At 40.4% G+C, this 22150-nt stretch carries 22 protein-coding genes and 2 pseudogenes; 2 read left to right on the plus strand and 22 right to left on the minus strand.

From position 1 onward, the window contains the following. From BM213_RS04895 to cysK, 17 genes and pseudogenes are all read right to left on the minus strand, one after another. Window positions 1-1737 (minus strand): 2-oxoacid:acceptor oxidoreductase subunit alpha, encoded by a 1737-nt coding sequence (locus BM213_RS04895; protein ID WP_091701555.1) that lies wholly within the window; start codon window positions 1735-1737, stop codon window positions 1-3. Window positions 1738-1936: 199 nt separating this feature from the next. Then, complete coding sequence (locus BM213_RS04900; protein WP_091701558.1) at window positions 1937-2902, minus strand: dipeptidase; 966 nt, start codon at window positions 2900-2902, stop codon at window positions 1937-1939. 47 nt (window positions 2903-2949) lie between these two features. Continuing rightward, entirely contained in the window at window positions 2950-3210 is a 261-nt protein-coding gene (gene spoVS / locus BM213_RS04905; RefSeq protein ID WP_003181955.1) for a stage V sporulation protein SpoVS, read from the minus strand. 125 nt (window positions 3211-3335) lie between these two features. Further along, a complete protein-coding gene (locus BM213_RS04910) occupies window positions 3336-4130 on the minus strand; it encodes a TIGR00282 family metallophosphoesterase (protein WP_091701561.1) in 795 nt (264 codons plus the stop codon). 97 nt (window positions 4131-4227) lie between these two features. Continuing rightward, on the minus strand, window positions 4228-5784 hold the full coding sequence (gene rny, locus BM213_RS04915; protein WP_091701563.1) for a ribonuclease Y: 1557 nt from the start codon (window positions 5782-5784) through the stop codon (window positions 4228-4230). A gap of 277 nt (window positions 5785-6061) precedes the next feature. Continuing rightward, window positions 6062-6490: pseudogene (locus BM213_RS04920) on the minus strand (recombinase RecA family protein); the annotation flags it as partial. A 280-nt stretch (window positions 6491-6770) separates the two neighbouring features. Further along, window positions 6771-7394, minus strand: coding sequence for a DUF559 domain-containing protein (locus BM213_RS04925; protein ID WP_091701566.1), 624 nt, complete (start codon window positions 7392-7394; stop codon window positions 6771-6773). Between the two features lie 80 nt (window positions 7395-7474). After that, a pseudogene (gene recA, locus BM213_RS04930) lies at window positions 7475-8083 on the minus strand (recombinase RecA); the annotation flags it as partial. A gap of 105 nt (window positions 8084-8188) precedes the next feature. After that, window positions 8189-9421 (minus strand): competence/damage-inducible protein A, encoded by a 1233-nt coding sequence (locus BM213_RS04935; RefSeq protein ID WP_091701571.1) that lies wholly within the window; start codon window positions 9419-9421, stop codon window positions 8189-8191. Window positions 9422-9441: 20 nt separating this feature from the next. Further along, window positions 9442-10020: a CDP-diacylglycerol--glycerol-3-phosphate 3-phosphatidyltransferase gene (gene pgsA / locus BM213_RS04940; RefSeq protein WP_003398153.1), complete on the minus strand. Its 579-nt coding sequence runs from the start codon at window positions 10018-10020 to the stop codon at window positions 9442-9444. Between the two features lie 30 nt (window positions 10021-10050). Further along, window positions 10051-10908, minus strand: coding sequence for a helix-turn-helix domain-containing protein (locus BM213_RS04945; protein WP_091701574.1), 858 nt, complete (start codon window positions 10906-10908; stop codon window positions 10051-10053). 18 nt (window positions 10909-10926) lie between these two features. Further along, window positions 10927-11718, minus strand: a complete 792-nt coding sequence (locus tag BM213_RS04950) for a DUF3388 domain-containing protein (protein ID WP_091701576.1) — start codon at window positions 11716-11718, stop codon at window positions 10927-10929. A gap of 189 nt (window positions 11719-11907) precedes the next feature. Next, the gene (locus BM213_RS04955; RefSeq protein WP_003398156.1) at window positions 11908-12156 is read right to left on the minus strand and encodes a DUF3243 domain-containing protein; all 249 of its coding nucleotides are present in this window, start codon (window positions 12154-12156) and stop codon (window positions 11908-11910) included. Between the two features lie 65 nt (window positions 12157-12221). Next, window positions 12222-12935, minus strand: coding sequence for an elongation factor P 5-aminopentanone reductase (ymfI, locus tag BM213_RS04960; RefSeq protein ID WP_091701579.1), 714 nt, complete (start codon window positions 12933-12935; stop codon window positions 12222-12224). Window position 12936: 1 nt separating this feature from the next. After that, window positions 12937-14223, minus strand: coding sequence for an EF-P 5-aminopentanol modification-associated protein YfmH (gene yfmH, locus BM213_RS04965; protein ID WP_091701582.1), 1287 nt, complete (start codon window positions 14221-14223; stop codon window positions 12937-12939). Beyond that, on the minus strand, window positions 14220-15497 hold the full coding sequence (yfmF, locus tag BM213_RS04970; RefSeq protein ID WP_091701586.1) for an EF-P 5-aminopentanol modification-associated protein YfmF: 1278 nt from the start codon (window positions 15495-15497) through the stop codon (window positions 14220-14222). The genes yfmH and yfmF overlap by 4 nt, the downstream gene beginning before the upstream one ends. A 46-nt stretch (window positions 15498-15543) precedes the next feature. Next, complete coding sequence (gene cysK / locus BM213_RS04975) at window positions 15544-16461, minus strand: cysteine synthase A (protein WP_091701590.1); 918 nt, start codon at window positions 16459-16461, stop codon at window positions 15544-15546. Between the two features lie 144 nt (window positions 16462-16605). Between cysK and BM213_RS04980 the strand changes: the two genes are divergently transcribed. Next, window positions 16606-16971, plus strand: a complete 366-nt coding sequence (locus BM213_RS04980) for a rhodanese-like domain-containing protein (protein WP_091701593.1) — start codon at window positions 16606-16608, stop codon at window positions 16969-16971. A 12-nt stretch (window positions 16972-16983) separates the two neighbouring features. Here BM213_RS04980 and BM213_RS04985 read toward each other — a convergent pair whose 3' ends face one another. Genes BM213_RS04985 through BM213_RS05000 form a run of 4 tightly spaced genes read right to left on the minus strand, consistent with a single transcriptional unit; the run spans window position 16984 to window position 20560 of the window. Next, window positions 16984-19128 carry a DNA topoisomerase III gene (locus BM213_RS04985; protein ID WP_091701595.1) on the minus strand — a complete coding sequence of 715 codons (2145 nt, stop codon included), beginning with the start codon at window positions 19126-19128 and terminating at the stop codon, window positions 16984-16986. A 46-nt stretch (window positions 19129-19174) separates the two neighbouring features. Further along, window positions 19175-19894, minus strand: a complete 720-nt coding sequence (yidC, locus tag BM213_RS04990; RefSeq protein ID WP_077428314.1) for a membrane protein insertase YidC — start codon at window positions 19892-19894, stop codon at window positions 19175-19177. 51 nt (window positions 19895-19945) lie between these two features. Beyond that, window positions 19946-20233 (minus strand): hypothetical protein, encoded by a 288-nt coding sequence (locus BM213_RS04995; RefSeq protein WP_244149192.1) that lies wholly within the window; start codon window positions 20231-20233, stop codon window positions 19946-19948. Between the two features lie 39 nt (window positions 20234-20272). Then, on the minus strand, window positions 20273-20560 hold the full coding sequence (locus BM213_RS05000) for a MerR family transcriptional regulator (protein ID WP_006323413.1): 288 nt from the start codon (window positions 20558-20560) through the stop codon (window positions 20273-20275). Window positions 20561-20885: 325 nt separating this feature from the next. Here BM213_RS05000 and BM213_RS14640 point away from each other — a divergent pair, with 325 nt between their 5' ends. Then, window positions 20886-21023, plus strand: a complete 138-nt coding sequence (locus BM213_RS14640; RefSeq protein ID WP_164970108.1) for a hypothetical protein — start codon at window positions 20886-20888, stop codon at window positions 21021-21023. Window positions 21024-21072: 49 nt separating this feature from the next. Here the strand turns inward: BM213_RS14640 and BM213_RS05005 are convergent, their stop codons facing one another. Next, window positions 21073-21990, minus strand: coding sequence for a diacylglycerol/lipid kinase family protein (locus tag BM213_RS05005; protein WP_077428312.1), 918 nt, complete (start codon window positions 21988-21990; stop codon window positions 21073-21075). Between the last annotated feature and the right edge of the window lie 160 nt (window positions 21991-22150).

A 22150-nucleotide genomic window follows, 5' to 3' on the forward strand; every position in this document is an offset into this window, starting at 1 on the left:
TTAAAACAACTCCTTGCATTTTGTATAAACTTCGTGCGGTAAGAACGGATTGCCGTCATATTTCAGCACGTTAAACACTTTTTCAGCATGTCCAACGTTCATTTTCAAAATGTTAGCAAGTTGTCCTGTTGCGTTATTTTCAACAACAACTACTTTTTTCGCTGACTGCACAAGCGGCAACATTTCTTCCGTTGGGAACGGATGAATGAGACGAACATGAGCGTGGTTTACTTTTATACCGTCGCGCTCTAAACGTTCCATCGCCTCTTCAATCGCCCCACGCGTCGAGTTAAACCCAACGATCAATAAATCCGCATCTTCATGCTGCACATGTTTATGAACTGGTGTCGGGAATTGAAGATGTTTTAGCTTCCGTAAACGCTTATCCATTTGCACAATACGATTTGCTGCTACTTCGGATGGACGGCCCGTCTCATCGTGCTCGACACCTGTCACATGGTGAATTCCATTTTTCATACCTGGCAATACGCGAGGTGACACGCCATCTTCTGTCACTTCATATCGCTTGAAGCAACCTTTATCCGGAATTTCAGGAAGTTCTCCTGTGACAAGCTTACCGCGACGAATATCAATTTTATCGTACTCAAGCGGCTCTACTGTTTGCTTTCCTAACGAGAGCTGTAAGTCTGTTAAAACGATAACTGGGCATTGATACTCTTCCGCAATGTTAAACGCTTCGATCATATCATAAAACGCCTCTTGTACAGTACTTGGCGCCATGACTACTTTCGGAATCTCTCCATGCGTACCGTAAATCATTGCCATTAAATCAGATTGTTCTTGTTTTGTCGGTAGACCTGTGCTCGGACCGCCGCGTTGCGTATCAACGATAACGATTGGCGTTTCTGTAATCCCAGCTAATCCGATCGCTTCCATCATGAGCGAAAGACCCGGCCCAGCAGAAGCAGTTAACGTGCGTACTCCTGCGTAATTTGCACCGATAGCCATTGTACACGCCGCAATTTCATCTTCTGTTTGAATGACCGTACCACCGAACTGTGGAAGCTTTTTAATTAAATATTCCATAATTTCAGAAGCTGGCGTAATTGGATAAGCAGCCATGAAGCGCGCGCCACCAGCTAGAGCACCGAGCGCAATGGCGTCATTCCCAATCATAAACATTCTCTTTTTGCCGTCCGCTTTTTCAAGTTGCATTAATTGAATATTTTCACCAAGTTGTTCACGCATAAACTGAGCGCCCGCTCTGATCGCTTCCATGTTTTTTGCAACAACTTGTTCACCTTTGCGACCGAAAATCTCCTGAACGACCCCTTCGTATACACGAATGTCAAGACCGAGTACTGCGCTTGAGGCTCCGACTGCAACCATGTTTTTCATTAATGCTGTCCCTAGCCCTGTTGCAATATCAGTGAATGGAACCGCATACAACTTAGCTCTTGACTCGTCTGGAATCGTCGGATTAAACTTCGCATCCGCAATAACGATCCCACCTTGACGCAACTCATGAAAGTTGAAATCAATCGTCTCTTGGTCAAAAGCTACTAATATATCAAGATCATCGGCAATTGAACGAACTTGTGTCGTGCTAACACGAATTTTATTGTTCGTGTGACCACCTTTAATTCGAGATGAAAAGTGGCGATAACCGTATAAATAGTAGCCTAGTCGGTTGAGCGCAATGGAGAATATCTCCCCTGTACTTTCAATACCTTCCCCTTGTTGTCCTCCAACTTTCCACGAAAGTTGACTAATCATGTCTTACACCCCTTTAAAGTTCCATCAATTGTAACATTACATTGTACGATTATAAGTGTAGCACTTTTCCAAGAAAAGCTCTACCATTTCACATTGATTTTTTTCGAAAAATTTCATATACTAAACGCTTTCATTCTAGCCCTATTGAAAAGAAATTGCAACATATTTGTTACAAAAGTGTGAATTTCTTTTTCATTTTTTATTGAGGAATTCGCTCATAAAAATTACAAAACAAAAACTTTTTCACTTGTTCTTCTTTAAAATGCTTTAACAATTCGTCAATAAAATGTGTGTAGTGCGCAACGTTTCCTAATTGTTCGACCGTTTCAAAAATGCCATCAAAGTCAGATCCGAACCCGATATGGTTTTCTCCACCTAACGAACAAATATGATCAATATGACGGAGCACATCTGTTACTGTCGTTTTCTGGACATCATGACGCAAAAATTGCGGCACAAACGTCACACCAATCACCCCGTTTTTCTTAATGAGCGCTTGAATTTGATCATCGCGCAAATTGCGGGGATGCGGACAAACTGTATAAGCATTCGAGTGTGAAGCAATCGGGTAATGAGCCAATTCAATGACATCCCAAAACGCACGTTCACTTAAATGCGACACATCTGTCCAACATTGTTGTTCATTTAACAAATGAACAACATCTTTTCCAAATTTGGTTAATCCACCACCACGTTGTTCAAGTGCACCGTCAGCTACCATGTTGGCATCATTCCATGTTAATCCAACGGAACGAACGCCGAGACGGAGCAATGTACGCAATTGTATTAAGCTTTCTCCAATCGCTTCACATCCTTCCAATGTAAGCATAGCCCCAACTTCATTTGGCTGCAATTGATCAATTTCTCTTTTTGAGCGGACCATTTTCATATTTGGTTGTGAAACAATTTTCTCATAAAAATAATCAACCATCTCTAAAGCGACAAAAAAGCGCGACTCCGGTCTTACTTGTTTCGGAATATAAATCGCAAACGCTTGTACAGTTACTCCCGCCTGTTTCAAGCCATCGTACGTCACATGTAACGATGTGCTCCGTTCAAATGACAAATGTTGATCACAAAATAATTGGTATAAAACATCACAATGAGCATCAAATATACGCACAACCATCCCTCCATTAGACGCGTTCAGTTCCAAAACAATCATAAGATAAAAATAACCTGTTTGCTTTTAAGCAAACAGGTTTATGTTTATTAACGCGGTTCAACGATCAGTTTGATCGCCGTCCGCTCCTCTCCATCAATTTGAATATCCGTAAACGCAGGAATACAAATGAGATCGACTCCGCTCGGTGCTACGAATCCTCGCGCGATCGCTACTGCCTTAACGGCCTGATTCAATGCACCTGCGCCAATGGCTTGAATTTCAGCGGCACCGCGTTCTCTTAACACGCCTGCAAGTGCACCAGCTACGGAATTAGGATTAGATTTTGCTGAAACTTTTAATATTTCCATTTCTAGTTCCCCCTCGTTTCTTACAATTGCTTATAAAAAGCTGTACTATTCATTATATATTCATCCCTGTTTGCTTGTATTCCTGCTACACTATGTATTTTTTCAGAAAAATATAAAAAGAGGGACTAATCAAAATAAGGGTGATCATCATTAATCATGATACGCTGAATTGATTTTGTTTTTCCATTTTTTTCGTCCAATTCAATAAGGACAGCGTTCAATTGCGTCCTCCCTGCCGTAACTTCAAAACGCACCGGCAAACCTGTTAAAAATTTGCGCAGTACTGCCTCACGATCTACTCCTAAAACACCATCATAAGGCCCGGTCATGCCGACATCGGTGATATAACCTGTTCCATTTGGCAAAATACGTGAATCAGCTGTTTGAACGTGTGTATGCGTGCCGACAACAGCGCTTACTCGGCCGTCTAAATGCCATCCCATCGCTTGTTTCTCACTCGTGGCTTCCGCATGAAAATCAACAAAAATAAACGGGGTGCGGGCAAGAGCTATTTCCACTAATTCGTCTGCTTTTTTGAACGGGCAATCGATCACTGGCAAAAATGTTCTTCCTTGCAAACTAATTACAGCTATTTCATACCCTTCGACATGAATGAACACCATTCCTTTTCCAGGTGTACCAGCTGGAAAATTAGCTGGGCGAACGAGCATTTTTGCTTGATCAATAAATTCGAAAACTTCTCGATTGTCCCATGCGTGGTTACCAAGCGTTACAACATGCACCCCGATTTCTAAAAAGCGACGGTATATTTTTTCTGTAATTCCCTTTCCCCCCGCTGCATTTTCCCCATTTACAATAACCACATGTGGCTTGTATTTCTCTTTAAGTTTTGGCACGTATTCATCAACCATTTTCCGCCCCGGCTGTCCTACGACATCACCGATAAATAATATTTTCATTTTATTACCCTTTCTATACTTATGATCTCTATTTTTCAGTTTCTCACAAAATAAAATGTTTATCAATACGAAAAAGCTACCCCCAACAAGAGGTAGCTTATTTTGCATATTCAACAGCTCGTGTTTCGCGAATGACTGTAACTTTAATATGACCTGGGTAATCTAGCTCTTCTTCAATACGTTTACGAATATCTCGCGCTAAACGATGCGCTTCCAAGTCATCGATCATATCCGGCTTTACCATAATCCGAATTTCACGTCCCGCTTGGATGGCGTACGACTTCTCAACACCTTCATATGACTCGGCGATTTCTTCAAGCTTTTCAAGTCGACGAATGTAGTTCTCTAACGTTTCGCTACGAGCACCTGGTCGGGCTGCGGATAGAGCGTCCGCTGCAGCAACAAGAACAGCGATAATGGAAGTCGGTTCTGTATCACCATGATGTGAAGCGATGCTGTTAATAACTACTGGATGTTCTTTATATTTCGTTGCTAATTCTACGCCAATTTCGACATGACTTCCTTCAACCTCATGGTCAACCGCTTTTCCAATGTCATGGAGAAGACCTGCGCGGCGGGCAAGCATTTCATCTTCTCCAAGCTCAGCTGCCATTAAGCCAGCTAAATATGCGACTTCCATCGAATGCTTCAGCACATTTTGCCCGTAGCTCGTACGGAACTTCAATCGCCCTAAAATTTTAATTAAGTCTGGATGTAATCCGTGAACCCCCACTTCAAACGTCGTTTGTTCTCCAACCTCGCGAATATGCTCATCCACTTCTCTTCTTGCCTTTTCGACCATTTCTTCAATGCGCGCTGGATGAATACGCCCGTCTTGAACAAGCTTATCCAACGCAATACGCGCAGTTTCACGACGGATGGGGTCAAAGCCAGATAAAATGACTGCTTCTGGCGTATCATCAATGATAAGGTCAATTCCTGTTAACGTTTCTAACGTACGGATGTTACGCCCTTCTCGTCCGATAATACGTCCCTTCATTTCGTCATTCGGTAAGTTTACAACGGATACCGTCGTTTCTGCCACATGGTCAGCAGCACAACGTTGAATGGCAAGGGATAAAATTTCCTTTGCTTTTTTATCCGCCTCTTCTTTCACTCTCGTTTCCGCTTCTTTGACCATGAGCGCGATTTCGTGCGAAAGTTCTTTCTCCACACGCTCTAAAATAATTTGGCGTGCTTCTTCACGCGTTAGACTGGAAATGCGCTCAAGCTCTGCTTGTTCTTTTCGAACGAGTTCTTCCACTTTGCTTTCCATCTCTTCAATATGCTGTTGTCTTTCATTGAGAGAATTCTCTTTCTTCTCAAGCAATGCTTCTCGCTTGTTTAAAGATTCATCTTTTCGGTCGAGATTCTCTTCCTTCTGTAACAAACGGTTTTCCTGTTTTTGTAATTCACTTCTTCGTTCGCGAATTTCTCGTTCCGCTTCGACGCGAAGTTTGTGAATTTCATCCTTTGCTTCAAGGAGCGCTTCTTTTTTCAATGCGTCTGCTTCTCGTTTCGCTTCTTCGATCATTTGTTTGGCAGCCGCTTGAGCACCGCCAATTTTTGCCTCGGCAATGGATTTACGAACAAAAAAGCCAACAACTGCACCGACGACTAGGGCAAGCAAAGCGGAGATGATCATTTCACTCATTGTCTTCACCTCCTCTTGCTATAAATTCGTTTCTTTATCAATGTCGGCATGTACATTGCAACCATTCAACATACACTTCAAAATTGTCAAATATACATGTACATTTTAAAGGTGACCTTCCATATTGTCAAGGCTTGTCATTGTGGGAAAGCGTTTCATATCGTTTTATTTTCCAAAAAAAGAGGGTGTTCCAAAAATAACGGAGCACCCTTTCCATAATTATATATGCACATAATCACTTTTTTATTGAAGCAAGGCGACCTTTTTAATCAATTTTTTACTCTAAAAAGTCTAGATCATCTTCGCGCACAGATGTCGTCGATGCCCCTGCTGTAATGCCATAATGTTGGCGAATTTCACGCGCAATTTCTTCCATAATGTGTGGATTTTCCTTTAAAAATTGTTTTGCATTTTCTCGCCCTTGTCCTAATCGCTCATCTTTATATGAATACCAAGCGCCACTTTTTTGAATAATGTCGAGTTCAGCACCCATATCAATAATTTCGCCTTCTTTTGAAATTCCTTCGCCATACATAATATCTACATCCGCTGTTTTAAACGGAGGCGCCACTTTGTTTTTCACGACTTTAATTTTCGTCTTATTTCCAACCATATCGTTGCCTTGTTTAATTTGTTCTGCACGACGCACTTCTAAACGAACAGACGCATAAAACTTCAATGCACGACCTCCAGGAGTTGTCTCTGGCACATCCTATAGATTTACCATCTCTATAGGGTGGACTATATCTTCATCTCCAAACATGGAGAGCCTTGCGCTTCCAGCAGTAGCCTATCCTCTGCTGTACCCTACTCAGTGGCAACATATGCCCCTTTCGGTAGTCTCTACACCTTCCTTACTATAAAAGTAGTAAGGCTTGGCACGGTATTACCCCATAAATCTTGGAGGGCTCCACCGTTAGCACGAAGTATACAAACTTCGCACACCCCTAGGCAATCGGGTTCACAAGGTTTTTTTCTTGCTATCACTAGCAAGGGAAACCCAGAGTAAATTGCTTAATTTTTTCTGTTACATGTTCAATATTTTGTAGTTCTTTTTCGTATATAACCAAATAACGATAGCCTTTTTTTGATAAATATTCTCTCTTTCTAACATCTCGATCTTGTACCTTTTTTGTTGAGTGAGCCCATTCACCATGGACATCGATACAATGTTTTCTTCCAAGATAAAAATCAATAGACCATTTATCTATTCGTTTTTGTTTTATATACGCTAGATCAAGTTGTTCAAGAATTTGTTCAACCTGTTGCTCGATTTGTGTATCAAAGTTTTTCCGTCGAACCTTCACCCCAAGTTCTTTTCTTCTCTTTGCCACACAAGTATCAGTTACACCATACTTTTTAGCAATCTCTACGTGGGATAAATAAGGATTTCTTAACTCCCTCTCAACCTCTTCTGTTTTGGGTAAATACACCTTCCAATGTCTCTGCCTCTGTATTCCTAAAAGTTTGACGATTTCCCCAATCCTTCGAGGATCTAACCGTGTTTCACGCGATATTTCGGTTAATTTCTTGTTCGAATTTTGAACGATATAATCAACTTGCCACTGCTCTATATTTCTAAATGTTCTATTTCCCACTTTAACAACCAAATCATATCTCCTCCTAGAGAGAGGATATAGAAAGAACTACAATTTGTGAACATGTAACGAAATTAAGCAACCATATATCGATTTCCAAACATAACTCCCACTTTTTCCCTTATTTGGTTAATGAAGATGGCGATCGTTTTAGATTTGTTGATGGCGCCTGATAGTTTACGTAGCGCCTGGGACATAAGGCGCGCTTGCAATCCGACGTGGGAATCGCCCATCTCGCCTTCAATTTCCGCTTTTGGAACAAGAGCTGCAACTGAGTCGATGACGATAATGTCAACCGCCCCGCTTCGCACAAGTGCCTCAGCAATTTCTAGCGCTTGTTCCCCTGTATCTGGCTGCGAAAGCAACAGTTCATCGATATTGACCCCTAATTTTTCAGCATAAATAGGGTCTAACGCATGTTCTGCATCAATAAACGCAGCTTGACCTCCTTGCTTTTGCACTTCGGCAATCGCATGAAGAGCAACCGTTGTTTTACCTGAAGATTCCGGACCATAAATTTCAATAATACGTCCGCGTGGATATCCTCCGACTCCTAACGCAATATCAAGAGCAAGGGAACCACTCGATACCGTCGAAATTTGACGATCTGTTTGCTCCCCTAGCTTCATAATTGAACCTTTTCCAAACTGCTTCTCAATTTGCTTTAACGCTTGTTCTAATGCTGCTTGACGATCGTTCAAAGAAACTCCTCCTTTTGCTTGTGAAAAATAAAGCAGTAACTGCTACTTATTACTATACAGCTTTTCTATTTATTTGCCAAGAAAAATCGAATAAGTGTTCGTAAATTAATGTAGCAATTGCAGCAAATAATAACAACCGTATTTTGCTGTACGCATCCGAATGGCTCGGCGTCCGCCTGATAATGTAAGGGCAAATGTCTTTGTCCCTTGTTCTGTCGCAATTCCTATCCATACCGTTCCTACTGGCTTTCCTTCCAACTCGTTCGGTCCTGCAACACCTGTAAAACTAATACCGATATCGCTTCCACAAAGTTTTCGAACATTTTCTGCCATCAACTGCGCACATCGTTCACTAACTGCCCCCTCCGTTTGTAATATTTCTTTCGGCACATGGAGCACATTTTCCTTTATTTCATTCGTATAACATACTACTCCTCCTGCTATGGCTGTAGAGGCGCTCGGAAGGGCGGTCATTTCTTCTAAAAACAAACCGCCTGTTAAACTTTCAGCCACAGCAAGCGTTTTGTTTTGTTCTTTTAATGTAGCTAACAATTTTCCAAATAACGTTTCATCGTTGTATCCATAAAAATAAGGGCCGACACGTTCTAAAATGTTTTGCTCCATTTCCTTAATTAAACGCTTAGCCTCCTCTTCACGCTCATGCTTTGCGGTTAAGCGAAGTGTGACCTCACCATCAGAGGCAAGCGGGGCAATCGTTGGATTTGTCTGCTTATCGATTAAATCTTCAATTTCTGTTTCTAACTGTGATTCGCCAATGTAAAAAAAACGAAGAACGAGCGATACGATTTTTTCACGAACTTGAAGTTTTTGCAATAAAAAAGGACGTCCATATTTGATGAACATCGGTTGCATTTCTTTTGGTGGTCCAGGAAGGAGCATATACGTAATTTGATCAACAGTCAGTGCCATCCCAGGAGCCATCCCATGTTCGTTTTTTAGCACGTGACATCCTTCCAACACGAGCGCCTGTTTACGGTTGTTTGGAGACATCGGACGATTCGTTTTCGAAAAATAATCACAAATCGAACGCCATGCATCTTCGTCTAAAACGAGCGATGTATTTAACACGTTCGCAATTGTTTCTTTTGTCAAATCGTCTTTTGTCGGGCCGAGCCCCCCTGTAAAAATAATTAAATTCGAGCGTTGCTTAGCCACCTCAATCGCATGTGTAAGTCTTTTAGGGTTATCACCAACAACTGTATGGTAATATACATCTACACCAATGTCCGCTAATTGTTGTGATAAAAATTGAGCATTTGTGTTTGCAGTTTGTCCGAGTAAAAGTTCTGAACCGACCGCAATGATCTCCGCTTTCATCTTTCTCCCATCCTTTTTATTTACTTTGAATGACGAAATGCGTGTTTATTTTTCATAAAATAATCCCATCCTGACCAAATTGTAAAAACGAGCGCTACCCATAGTGAAATGTCCGCAAACGGAAACGAAAAAAGCGAAAAAGGAATATTGTGCAAAAGAAGAGCGGCAATGGCTACAATTTGTGTCCATGTTTTAATTTTTCCAAGCATATTTGCTGCAACGACTTCTCCTTCTCCTGCGAGCACAAGCCGTAGCCCTGTTACCGCAAATTCACGGCTAATAATGACAATAACGATCCAAGCCGGTGCCAGATCTAGTTGTACGAGGGCAATTAGCGCCGCAGATACTAACAACTTATCTGCAAGGGGATCAAGAAATTTCCCCAAATTCGTCACTAGCCCATATTTTCGGGCATAGTATCCGTCCACCCAATCAGTTGTAGATGCAATAATGAAAATAAGCGCAGCAATGGCGTGTGTGATCGGTAATTGCTCCGTCCCAATTTGGATGACACCTAAATCAATGGGCGCCAACAAAAAAATAAGAAAAAAGGGGATAAGTAGCATTCGCGCAATCGTAATTTGATTCGGTATATTCACAGTTACTAACCTCCAACACTTCATCTAACATTATTGTTTTTTGTAAATAATCATAACATCCTGACGCACATGGTCGCTCGGATTAACAGGATATTCGAGTGTTTGCCCGTTTATTTTCACTTCCGTATTTAATGTTTGACCGATCACTAACAACACTTCTGTTTCGTTTGTTAAGTCGAATGTTTCGGATTGATTGGCATACATCATTTTGCGTGCAAAGGCTTTCCCTTTCCCATTTTTCACTTCAATCCATGCATCACCTTTTGTTGCAAGTTCAATGATCAACTGTTCCCCGGTTACTTCAATCGTCGACTTTCGCCCGCTCGTTTCAACTACCTTGATCATCGCTTCCGATGACTCTTCCTGTTGTTCGTATTCTTCCTCTTTTTCTGACAGTTGTTCATTTTGTTTTTCTACTGGCTGTTCATTTGCTTGTTCGGATTGCTCAAATTCTGTCTTTTCATTAATAATTTGCTCTTTTGGCTGTTCATTCACCGCTCGATTTTGGAAGAAAAACCAGAGAACGACTGCTACCCCAACAACTAGTGCTCCGATAAGGAATTTTGGAAGTACATCGAGTACTTTTGCCCCCTGTTCTGATAGCTGTCTCGATTTTACACGAGACAACTCACCAGGGAGTTCCTCCTGTTGAGTCGTTGGAATTTCATGTGCGTATTGCTCGAACAGTTCATCAGCATGAAGACCGACAGCTTCAGCGTACTGTCGAATAAATGCTCGAACATAAAATTCCCCCGGCATAATGACATAATTCCCTTGTTCAATTGCGATCAAATATCGTTTTTGGATTTTGGTAATTTCTTGTAAATCATCTAAACTCATATGACGTTGTTCTCTCGCTTCTTTCAAACGCTTCCCTAACTCTGTCAACGGAAACACCTTCCATCTTTAAAAATCGATATTTGAAAAACCGTCGTTACCAAAAAAAGAGGATTGATCAACGAGTTCGTATGTAATTTCTTCGTCTGCTTCATGACGTAGTTCAATAATATAGTCAAAGTCATCCAACTTATATTCTGTATGCCTTACAAAAATATCCGGATGTTCAATGACTTTCGTCGCTGGTAGTCGCATGAGCTCACGGATGAGTTGCCAATGTCGTTCATTTGAGCGGCGCGTCGAAACGATTCCGTCAATAATGAATACATTGTTTTCACTATACTCATCTTCAATGAGTTGGCTGCGAACTGTTTGTTTAATGAGCGTAGAAGAAACGAACAGCCAACGCTTGTTCGCACATACGCTCGCAGCTACGATCGACTCTGTTTTCCCGACGCGTGGCATACCGCGAATCCCGATCAACTTATGCCCTTCTTGTTTAAATAGCTCTGCCATAAAATCGACAAGTAAACCTAATTCATCACGAACGAAGCGAAACGTTTTTTTATCATCAGCATCTCGCTGAATGTAGCGCCCATGTCGAACAGCGAGACGATCTCGCAACTTCGGTTCACGTAATTTTGTCACCGTAATATCTTCCATCGTCGCTAAAATGGATTGGAGACGCTCAATTTGCTCGTGACTTTTACATAACAAAAGCATCCCTCTACGTGAGTCATCTACTCCGTTAATTGTGACAATATTAATAGAAAGCATGCCAAGGAGCGATGCGATATCACCTAATAACCCCGGACGATTCATATGTATTTCATATTCTAAATACCATTCCTTCTTCTCCATATATACCCCTTCTCCCCTTTACATTACACGATGCGATCATATAAGCAACTAAGCAACGCTTTGTCGAAACACGCATGTATGTTTATTTTACCATTTGAATGCGAGAATGAAAAGAATGGACGACTGTTTTTTGTGAATAGGTAAACATAGTAAAACAAGCTGGCGATCGACACCAGCTTGCCCTATTGCTCATTTATTTTGTACGAGCTTAATCATCATGTTGGCAATCGCATGTTGCTCCTGCTCATTCGCTACGTGCCACAAATCAGCAAGTACTCGTTCTTCCGGATTTTTCGGATCAACTTGCTTTGCTAAATAGTCTCCGATTTGATAGGCGATATCCGAAATAACTTGTTGGCTCATTCCTTGTTCTTCTGCTTGATGAAGACGATCTGCCAAAAAGCTTTTCCATTGCTCAAAATTATCAAGAACAGACATATGCAAACCTCCTTGAAATTCGTCTCAAGAACAGTTTGCCACACTATGCAAAAAATTATGCTCGCTTAACAATACCAACCACCATTTACCGATAAAATTTGCCCTGTAATATACGAAGCGTAATCAGAAATTAAAAATGACACCGCTTTCGCAACTTCTTCGGGCTTTCCAATTCGGCCAATTGGAATATCATCAGTTAGCGCTCTCAATTCTTCCGAAGTAAATTCAGCAAGCATAGGTGTATCAATGGCTCCAGGGGCAATGGCATTTACTCGTATACCGCTTGGAGCTACTTCTTTAGCTAACGCTTTCACAAACGTATTTTGTGCACCCTTTACCATCGAATATAATACCTCGCACGATGCACCTGTTAACCCCCAAATGGATGAAATGACGACAATTTGTCCACGACGCCGTTGAATCATAGATGGGAGTAAACGCTTTGTCAACAAAAATGGACTCGTTACATGCAACTGAACCATCTGTTTCACTTGTTCATCCGTTGTATCCGTCATTAATCCATAAACGCTCATCCCACTATTATGGATGAGAACATCAATAGGATGAAAAAGAGAAGAAGTTAGCACATCTATCCCCGAAGAATTAGATAAATCTGCTTTTATCGTATATATGTCCGTTGATAGTTCCCTCGCTAAAGATTGAATGGACTGCTCGTTTTTATAATAATGCAAGTACAATCCATACCCATCTTTCGCGAGCTGGTGAGCAATCGCGCGACCGATGCCCCCGCTCGCCCCTGTAATTAACGCGTATTTCATCTCACTTCACCTTTTTTGGAACAACTTGACACACCGTAAACTGTTCTTGCACAAAACATTCGCGAGCGACTACTTTTAAGTCATTCGATGTTAATGATTGTAATGTTGCTACAACGTCAAACAAACTCACATGATCGAACGCATAGCGAGTAAATTGATTCGCAATATATTCAAGCGAATTTAATGAGCGTAAAAATGTCCCGATTTTTTTTCTTTTTAATCGCTCCACTTGCTCATCATCAATATCGTCAAATTGTAAAAGAATACGTTGAATTTCTTCTGCTAATTGATCAGGGTATAATGTGTCGCCACCAATTAAACCAAACCCAAAATCACTTTCTTCTGTATAATCAACCATAAATGTTTCATCAATTAATCCTTGTTGATATAGCCGCTCATAGTGCGATGAACTTTTTCCAAACAAATGATCAAGCAATAATCCCATCGCGCATTCATGCTTTAATTTTTCTTTTCCTTTTGTATATACATTTTTCGCCTTTATACCAACGAGACATTTAGATGTCTGTACATTCATTTCAATGACATGTTTTTCACGGGCGACATGGGATGGTTCTTCATGGTGAAATCGCTCAATGTCTGTTGGCGAACGGAACGTTTTTTTTGCTTGATTTGTGCGAATTTGTTCGAGTATAGTCAATGGATCAACTGGACCGGTAACAAACAACAACATATTACTCGGGTGATAAAACGTTGCATAGCATTCATACAATAAGTCTTTCGTAATATGTGAAATCGACTCCACTGTTCCTGCAATATCAATTTTTACAGGATGATTGTGATACATGCTTTCAATTGTTCCGAAATATAGACGCCAATCCGGGTTATCGTCATACATACGAATTTCTTGAGCGATAATCCCTTTTTCCTTTTCGACTGTTTGCTCTGTAAAGTATGGTTCTTGAACAAAATCAAGTAAAGTTTCTAAGTTTTTTTCTACATTTGTCGTACTCGAAAATAAATAGGCGGTGCGTGTGAAAGATGTAAAAGCGTTCGCTGATGCCCCTTGCTTACTAAATATTTGAAATACATCGCCATCTTCTTTTTCGAACAATTTATGCTCTAAAAAATGAGCGATGCCGTCCGGCACTTTTTTCATACTCGTTTTTCCATATGGAGTAAAGTAGTTATCGACCGAACCGTATTTCGTTGTAAACGTTGCATATGTTTTATTGAATTCTTTTTTCGGTAAAATGTAAACATCTAATCCGTTGTTTAATCGCTCATAAAATAATTGTTCTTGCAACTGATCGTAGCGAATAATCTTCATTTTTTCTCACCTTCCTTCTCTGTTAAAAAATAAATTGTATCTAATTCAATTTTTTCACCTATACGAACAATATCCTCATACGTCACTTTTTCAATCGCTTCTAACCACTCATCTAACGGACGTTGCCGCGTCGCGATGACGTTATGATAAGAAATTTCAATCATTCCACGCGCTGTATCAACCGTTTCTAATAATTGATTACGAATGACTGCTTTTGTTTGAATAATTTCCTCATCGCTAAATTGCCCGTTACGCATCGCCTCTGCCTGAGCATGAATAATTTCAAGTGCACGCTCATAATTGCTCGGTTCAATTCCTGCCATGACCATCATCATTCCTTGGTGACTTTCGATACGCGAAGCTGCATAATAAGCTAAACTTGCCTTTTCGCGCACATTCATAAACAATTTTGAATGTGCAAACCCACCGAAGATCCCATTCCATACTTGTAACGCATCGTAATCTGCATCGTTGTATGTCGTATTTGTTCGATAACCAAGATGTAGCTTTCCTTGTTTCACATGTTGTTTTTCTATAACTTCTTGCACGCTTGTTCGTTTTGTTATCGTTGTCGTTTCAGTTGAACGTAAAGAACGAGCTTCTAACGGAAAACGTTCCACAACATCATGTTCTACGTCCGTTAACGCCACATCTCCGACAATGTATAAGTCTATTTCATCATGTTTCAGCATGTGTTCGTAATGTTTATATAAACGTTTAGCATCAATTGTATCAATATCGCTCAGTTTACCGTGAACATCGAGTGCATAAGGCGAACCTTTATACATCTCTTCGATGAGTCGATGTTGAGCGTATCGCATTTTATCATCAAACAACGATTGTATTTTTTGTTTCAATGCCCGTTTTTCTTGCTCAACAATCGCAACAGAAAATCCACCTTGTTCAGTAAGTGGGCGAAATAGTATGTCGCTAAAGAGGGTCAACGCTTCCCGTAATAGTGGAGATGTGGTGCCTAAAAATTTTTCGTTTGCCACATCCATTCGAATCGTAATAATATGATTTTCCCCTTTTTTCGCTAAATCGACTTGTAACGTAGCACCATATAGTTCGTCTAAATATGTACGTAACGCTTTCATCGACGGATGTCGCTCGGTAGCGTTTTGTAACACATACGGAATAAGAGCTTGCATCGTTACATCTCGTTCACATAACGGTGCTTTCATCTTTAATACGAGTGTATTCGTCTTATATTTTTTCGTCGGAATGACATGAAGACGAAGGCCTCCTATTGTTTTTACTTCTTCTCGGAACATACAATCACTCCTTTTTATTTCATAGCCTCGACAATTTTTCTCTCTCTTATCCGTTAAATAAATCGGAGGACAAATATCGCTCTCCTGTATCTGGTGCCATACAAAGCACACGTGCGTCTTTCGGGAGAGTTCGCGCCACTTGAACCGCACAAAAGGCAGCTGCCCCAGCTGAAGCCCCCACTAAAATCCCCTCTTCTGCAGCTAATCGCCGCGCCATCATCTGTGCTTCTTCATCTTTGATAAGCAAAATGTCATCATACACTTGTTGATTTAAAATACGAGGAATAAATCCCGGACCGGTACCAGGAATTTTATGCGGACCTGGTTGCCCACCTGAAAGGACTGGGGATCCGTACGGTTCAACAACATAAATGCGTAAATGGGGGAATTTTTTTTTCAATTCCTCCCCTGTTCCGGTCACTGTCCCACCTGTTCCTGCTGTAAGCACGAACGCGTCAATTCCTTCTGGAAATGCCTCTACAATTTCAACTGCTGTACTTATTCGGTGAGCATCTGGATTTGCTTTATTTTCAAACTGCATGGGTATAAAGCTGTTTGGAATACTCTCCGCAAGCCGATATGCTTCATCAATCGCCCCTTGCATGCGCAAAGCTGCAGGGGTTAAGTGAACTTCCGCACCATATGCTTTTAATAAATTCACCCGTTCCTTTGTCGCATTATCTGGCATCGTGATGATGCAACGATAACCTTTCGCTGCGCATACCATCGCTAACCCAATTCCTGTATTCCCTGATGTTGGTTCAATAATCGTGCTTCGAAAAGGGACAATTTTTCCCTCTCGCTCGGCCTGCTCAATCATTCGTTTAGCTGCACGATCTTTTACACTTCCACCTGGATTGAACGACTCAAGCTTTATATATACACTTGCTCCCTCCCGAAAAACAACCCGATTGAGCTTAACAACGGGCGTATTTCCAATCAAGTCGATGATAGATCCGCACATGCTCTCTCCTTCTTTCCATGTAAACCTTTCTTCCTATTGTACTACATATAGACATAACAATGGTGTCGAAACGTTTGAAGAAATCGAAAAAATAAGCTAGAATACACATATGGGTATTTGATTATATGCGGAGGCGATAATTTCATGCAAAAATGGTTTTCTTTTTTATTTACATTTCTTTTCATCATAAGCGGATGTGCACAAAACCGTTATACAAACATTTCTGTCGATGAAGCTGCACAAATGATGCAAAAAGAGGACGTTGTTGTGCTCGATGTCCGTACAGAAGAGGAATATGCTTCCGGTCATATTCCTGGAGCTATTTTATTACCTTTACAACATCTTCCAGATCGTGTAGATGAACTGAACAAAAACAAGACGTATATTGTCATTTGTCGTTCCGGTAATCGCTCAGCGCAAGCAAGCGAATTGCTAGTAAAAGAAGGCTTCTCAAGTATATATAATATGACCGGCGGTATGAATGAGTGGAAAGGCGAAGTTGAAAAATAGGAGGGAAGCCTCCTATTTTTCAAACGAAAACGATATACGTTTTTCTTTTTCATTCCATATAACCGCAGCATTAAATGTGTTTTCTCCCTTTTTAAACCCTTTGATAACACTCGTTTTTCCTTCTGCTAATAATTTTTTGACGTTTGCTTGTGAGATCGATTTGCCCAATATCGTTTTTGAAATAGTAAATGAGCACTTTGTTTTTGCATAGTTGACACAACCGTAAAACGAACCTTTATCAATGACCGAGCCCCCACAAAGCTTGCAAACCCCGACATGTTTTCCGATCGTTGTTTTTTTCTTCTGCTGAATCGAAGTGGTATCTAGTCCTTCAAATGACCAATGATTTGCCACTTGTACCGCATCGGCCACAATTTTCGCTGCCAATTTTTTCACTTGTTCCATAAATGCTGTGGCCGATGCTTTTTCTTCGCCAATTTCACTTAATCGTTGTTCCCATTTTGCTGTCATTTCAGGAGACGCCAAAAGGTGCGGGCCGATTGCGTCAATCAATACTTTTCCTTTATCAGTTACATATACTTGATTATTTTTTATCTCAATATAATTTCTCTGTTTTAGCGTTGTAATAATGGAGGCGCGGGTAGCTTCCGTCCCAAGTCCTTCTGTTTTCGCTAATACTTTCTCCAGTTGTTCGTCATCTAAAAACTTCCCTGCTGTCTTCATTAACGTGATCAGTTCGCCTTCTGTATATCGCTTTGGCGGCTGTGTTTTTCCTTCTTTCACATACACATCATATACCGTTCCTTTTTCTCCACTTTGTACATTCGGTAAAAGTTGTACATCATCATCTTGTGACATAAGGACGTCCCGCCATCCTGCTTGTATTTGTTTCTTTCCTTTTGAAATAAAGCGAGCACGTCCATCGACAACGGTTACAATCGTTGTATAATCAAATATAGCTTCTTCACTATGAGCAGCAATTAATCTCCGAACGACAAGGTCGTAAATATTTCGCTCATCCTGACTTAACTTTGTCAAATTCGGCACTTGTTCAGTTGGAATAATGGCATAATGATCTGTTACCTTCTTTTCGTTTACATAACGTTTATTATGTAAAATCGATTCGTGAACGAGTGGAAAATAAGGAGCATACTCTTCCTTTTGTGAAAGTTGTTTTAAGATATGTGGAAATGTTTCCGCTTCTCCTTTAGTTACATATTGTGAATCGGAGCGTGGATACGATACATACCCCTTTTGATATAGTTTTTGTAGTATATCTAATGTTTTTTGCGGCGAATATTTAAACCGCTTGTTTGCCGTTGCCTGCAATGTTGATAAATTAAACAAAAGCGGCGGTAAAAATGTTTTTCGCTCACATACAACTTCTGCTACCTCTACTTGTTTTCGTCTGCAAAACGCGCTCACTTTCTCAGCAAGCTCTCGATCGTATGTGCGCGTCTCATTTTCGTGCCACCACTTTCCCTCGTATCGTTTTCCGTCCACATCAAATGTAGCAACAACTTCCCAAAACGGCTCCGAGCGAAACTGTTCAATTTCTTTTTCTCTTCTCACAATTAGAGCAAGCGTTGGCGTTTGTACACGTCCAACGGAAAAGACATCGTTCATTCCCTTTTGTTTCAATAAAATCGTATACACCCTCGAGGCGTTTATACCGACAAGCCAATCCGCACATGTTCGCGCATACGCTTCCTCGTATAAAGGACGTGTCTGTTTTTCATCCAACAACTGACGAAATCCTTGTTCAATAGCTTTCGGTGTTAAAGATGAGATCCAAAGCCGTTTGATCGGTTTTTTTACACCACTCATGTAAATAATGTTTCGAATGATTAATTCTCCTTCTCTCCCTGCATCACCAGCATGAATAATCTCAATCACTTCTGGCTTACGAAGCAATTGTTTAATGATCGCAAACTGTTTCGCCTTTTTTCGATCAATCTCGTACTGAAAACGATCTGGAATGATTGGTAACGTATCAAGTGTCCACCGCTTCCAACTTGCTTCATACGTTTCCGGAGGAGCTAATTCAAATAAATGTCCAACTGCCCATGTCATATAAGCACCTTTCGGAAACAGCTCATTCGGTAAAATTTCAATATATCCTTCTCGTTTTTTTGTTTGAAAAATCGATGCAAGCGTCTTCCCTTGATCAGGTTTTTCAGCAATAATAACTTTCATTTTTTCACCCCTTGACGAAAAGAAACCTGCTCAGCTAGCGAGCAGGTTATTTGGCAGTTTCTACTTGATGCTTCTTCCATTGCGCACGCATCACAAGCGACTGAATAATCGAAAAACATCCACCAACGACCCAATATAGCGATAAAGCGGAAGGGACAGAACTTGCCCCCATAAAAATCATCACAGGCATAATATATGACATGATTTTCATTTGTGTCGCTACTTCTGTTGTTGTGGCAGATGGAGATAAACGCATTGAAATAAATGTCGTTAAACTTGCTAATATCGGCATAATGAAATATAGATCACGATGACCGAGTTGCATCCATAAAAATGAATGTAGTTTAATTTCTTCTGTACGCGAAATCGCGTAATATAGAGCCATGAAAATAGGCATTTGAATAAAAATCGGCAAGCAACCGCTCATCGGATTGACACCATGTTTTTGGTATAGTTGCATCATTTCTTGTTGTAGCTTTCGTTGTGTCTCCATATCTGTGCCTTTATATTTTTGTTGCAGTTTTTGCATTTCTGGACGAATGCGTTGCATCGCAATATTTGTACGAAATTGTTTAATCATGAGCGGAAGCAACCCAAAACGGACAACAATCGTCAACGCAATAATTGCAAGCCCGTAATTTTCTTGAAATGCGTGTCCAAGCATCAGTAATAGCTTTGACATTGGGTAAACAAAATAATGATCCCATACACCTTGACTATGCTCTGTAATCGGTACATTTCGATTGCATGCACTTAACAACAACACAAAAAATAAAAATAGTCCATTTTTTCACGATATAGCTCCTCCTTGTTTGTTTTATGATAAGCAAACAAGGAGCATCCTTCCTTCTTCACCACTCGCATAAGACTGCTCGTTTATCGGGATTTTACGTTGTTGAAACGTGACAAAACGTATGTGTAATGGCGTATATGTGTATGCATCGCTCATCTTTTTGCAACCGTTCATATCGTATGTGACGAAGCGTTGAATAGTGACGGGGTAATTCGCTTGTCGCTTCACATAGCACGTCATCGCCACAACGAACATACTGAAGAGTGATACATACGTAAATACATCGAATGAAAACTCCATAAACATGACCATTCCCCTTCCACCATCAATTATAACATGGAAAAGGGAAAATTACATGCGAGAACGAAAATGAGCGTTGATTTGTCCTTTTCTCATCGTTTCACGAATTTCTTTCATCATTTCATAGCGAATTTCCCGTGTTTGCACTCCTTCCTCTCGTTTGTTTGCAATCTCAACGAGCCATTCAACATCCGCGAAAGAATACTTTCTCGTCCCTTTTGACCGATCAGGAAAAATAAGTTGGCGCTCCTCATAATACCGAATTTGTCTCGGTGACAAACCTGTTAACTCACTAACAATACCAATTGAAATAACTTTTTTATGTTTATACGATTCCATCCTCATCCCCCTCATGTACGTTATATTTTATAACATTAATATACAGTATTTTATGAATATTGGAATGATTTTTGTTATAAAAAGTAACAAAACTTATTATTTATGTTATGAAAAGTAACAAAAGTGCTGTTTACAACATAGAGAAGCGATATAATGATTATCAAATAAATGACGGAAGGAGGAAAGGAAATGGGAACCCTTCTGCAAATAACGATGAAACAAAAACAATTTTATATCGACAAACTGCATGAAGAAGGAGAAATACATCATTGGACACTAACAGAACTGCGAAAAAAATATGAACAACTTCGAAAGGAGATTGCCGATGGAAAAGAAAGCTATAGATTTAGCAAAACAAATTATTGAGCTTGATCTACAGCGAGATGCGATACTCGAGCAACTACTTGCACTGCTTGGCGATCGCGCCTATGAAATATTGCGACATATGCAAAACAAGTATTAAAGGCTCTTAGCGACAACAAGAGCCTTTCACTATTTTTTTCTTATGCGGGCTACTTCAGTACACGTATTTGTTTGTTTGCTGAAATCGTAATCTCACCTTCCCCAATTTGCTCGCCGTCTGCATGGAGAGGAAGAGACGTGTTGCTGCAAATATGAATATATTTCCCTCGAAACGTATGTACTTCTTTCATCTTTATATGACCACCCCAAAAAACCGTCACAAATAAGGCGAGTAATTTCAAACGTGATATATTATCGACAACAACGACATCCAAATGTTGATCATTTGACTGCGCAAATGGAGCAATCTTCATTCCACCGCCATAATACGGATGATTCGCAACGGTGACAAGCCACGCATTTGAAAACGTATATTGTTTTTGATCAACTGTCAATTGTATGACGGTCGGTTTATATAAAAACATTTCCTTTAATAAGTAAAAAACGTAAACAAACTTTCCTAGGTACAAGCGATTTAAAATTTGTTTCCATTTTGACGCATTCACTTTTCTTGAAATATGTGCATCAAATCCACAACCAACATTGTTCACAAAAACACCTTGTTTTGCACTTTTAAATGCCCCAATGTCATACGAATCGACATGCATACCTTCCACACTTGATAACATTTGACTAAGCGCTTTTCGCCACGTGATCGAGAGTTTTATCCCACGAGCAAAATCGTTTCCTGTCCCAGCTGGTATGTACCCGACAGTGACATGATCGTACATCGCGATACCATTCATCACTTCGTGCATCGTACCATCTCCACCAACTGCAATTAATATAAACGGCTCATGAGTGTGCTCTGCAATTTGTTGCGCTAACTTCGTTCCGTCTCCTTGTGCTTTTGTAAATACAACATGATAACGAATATGGTGATGCCGAAGTGTTCGTTCAATTTTTTTCCATGTTTTTTTACATTTCTCATTTTTCGCTGAAGGATTTACGATAAAATACAGTATCAAACCTTCTCCCCCACTCTCTACCCTTTCCCTTTATTGTACCATGGCATATACATGTATGACATCAATCGTATGAGTAAAATGTTTGTGGGAGAAAAAAAGACAGGTTCCTGATTTGGTATAATAAGGAACCTGTCAGATATGTAAGCAAAATAGATGAAAA

The sequence above is a fragment of the Anoxybacillus pushchinoensis genome, assembly GCF_900111795.1.
Taxonomy (GTDB): Bacteria; Bacillota; Bacilli; order Bacillales; family Anoxybacillaceae; genus Anoxybacillus; species Anoxybacillus pushchinoensis.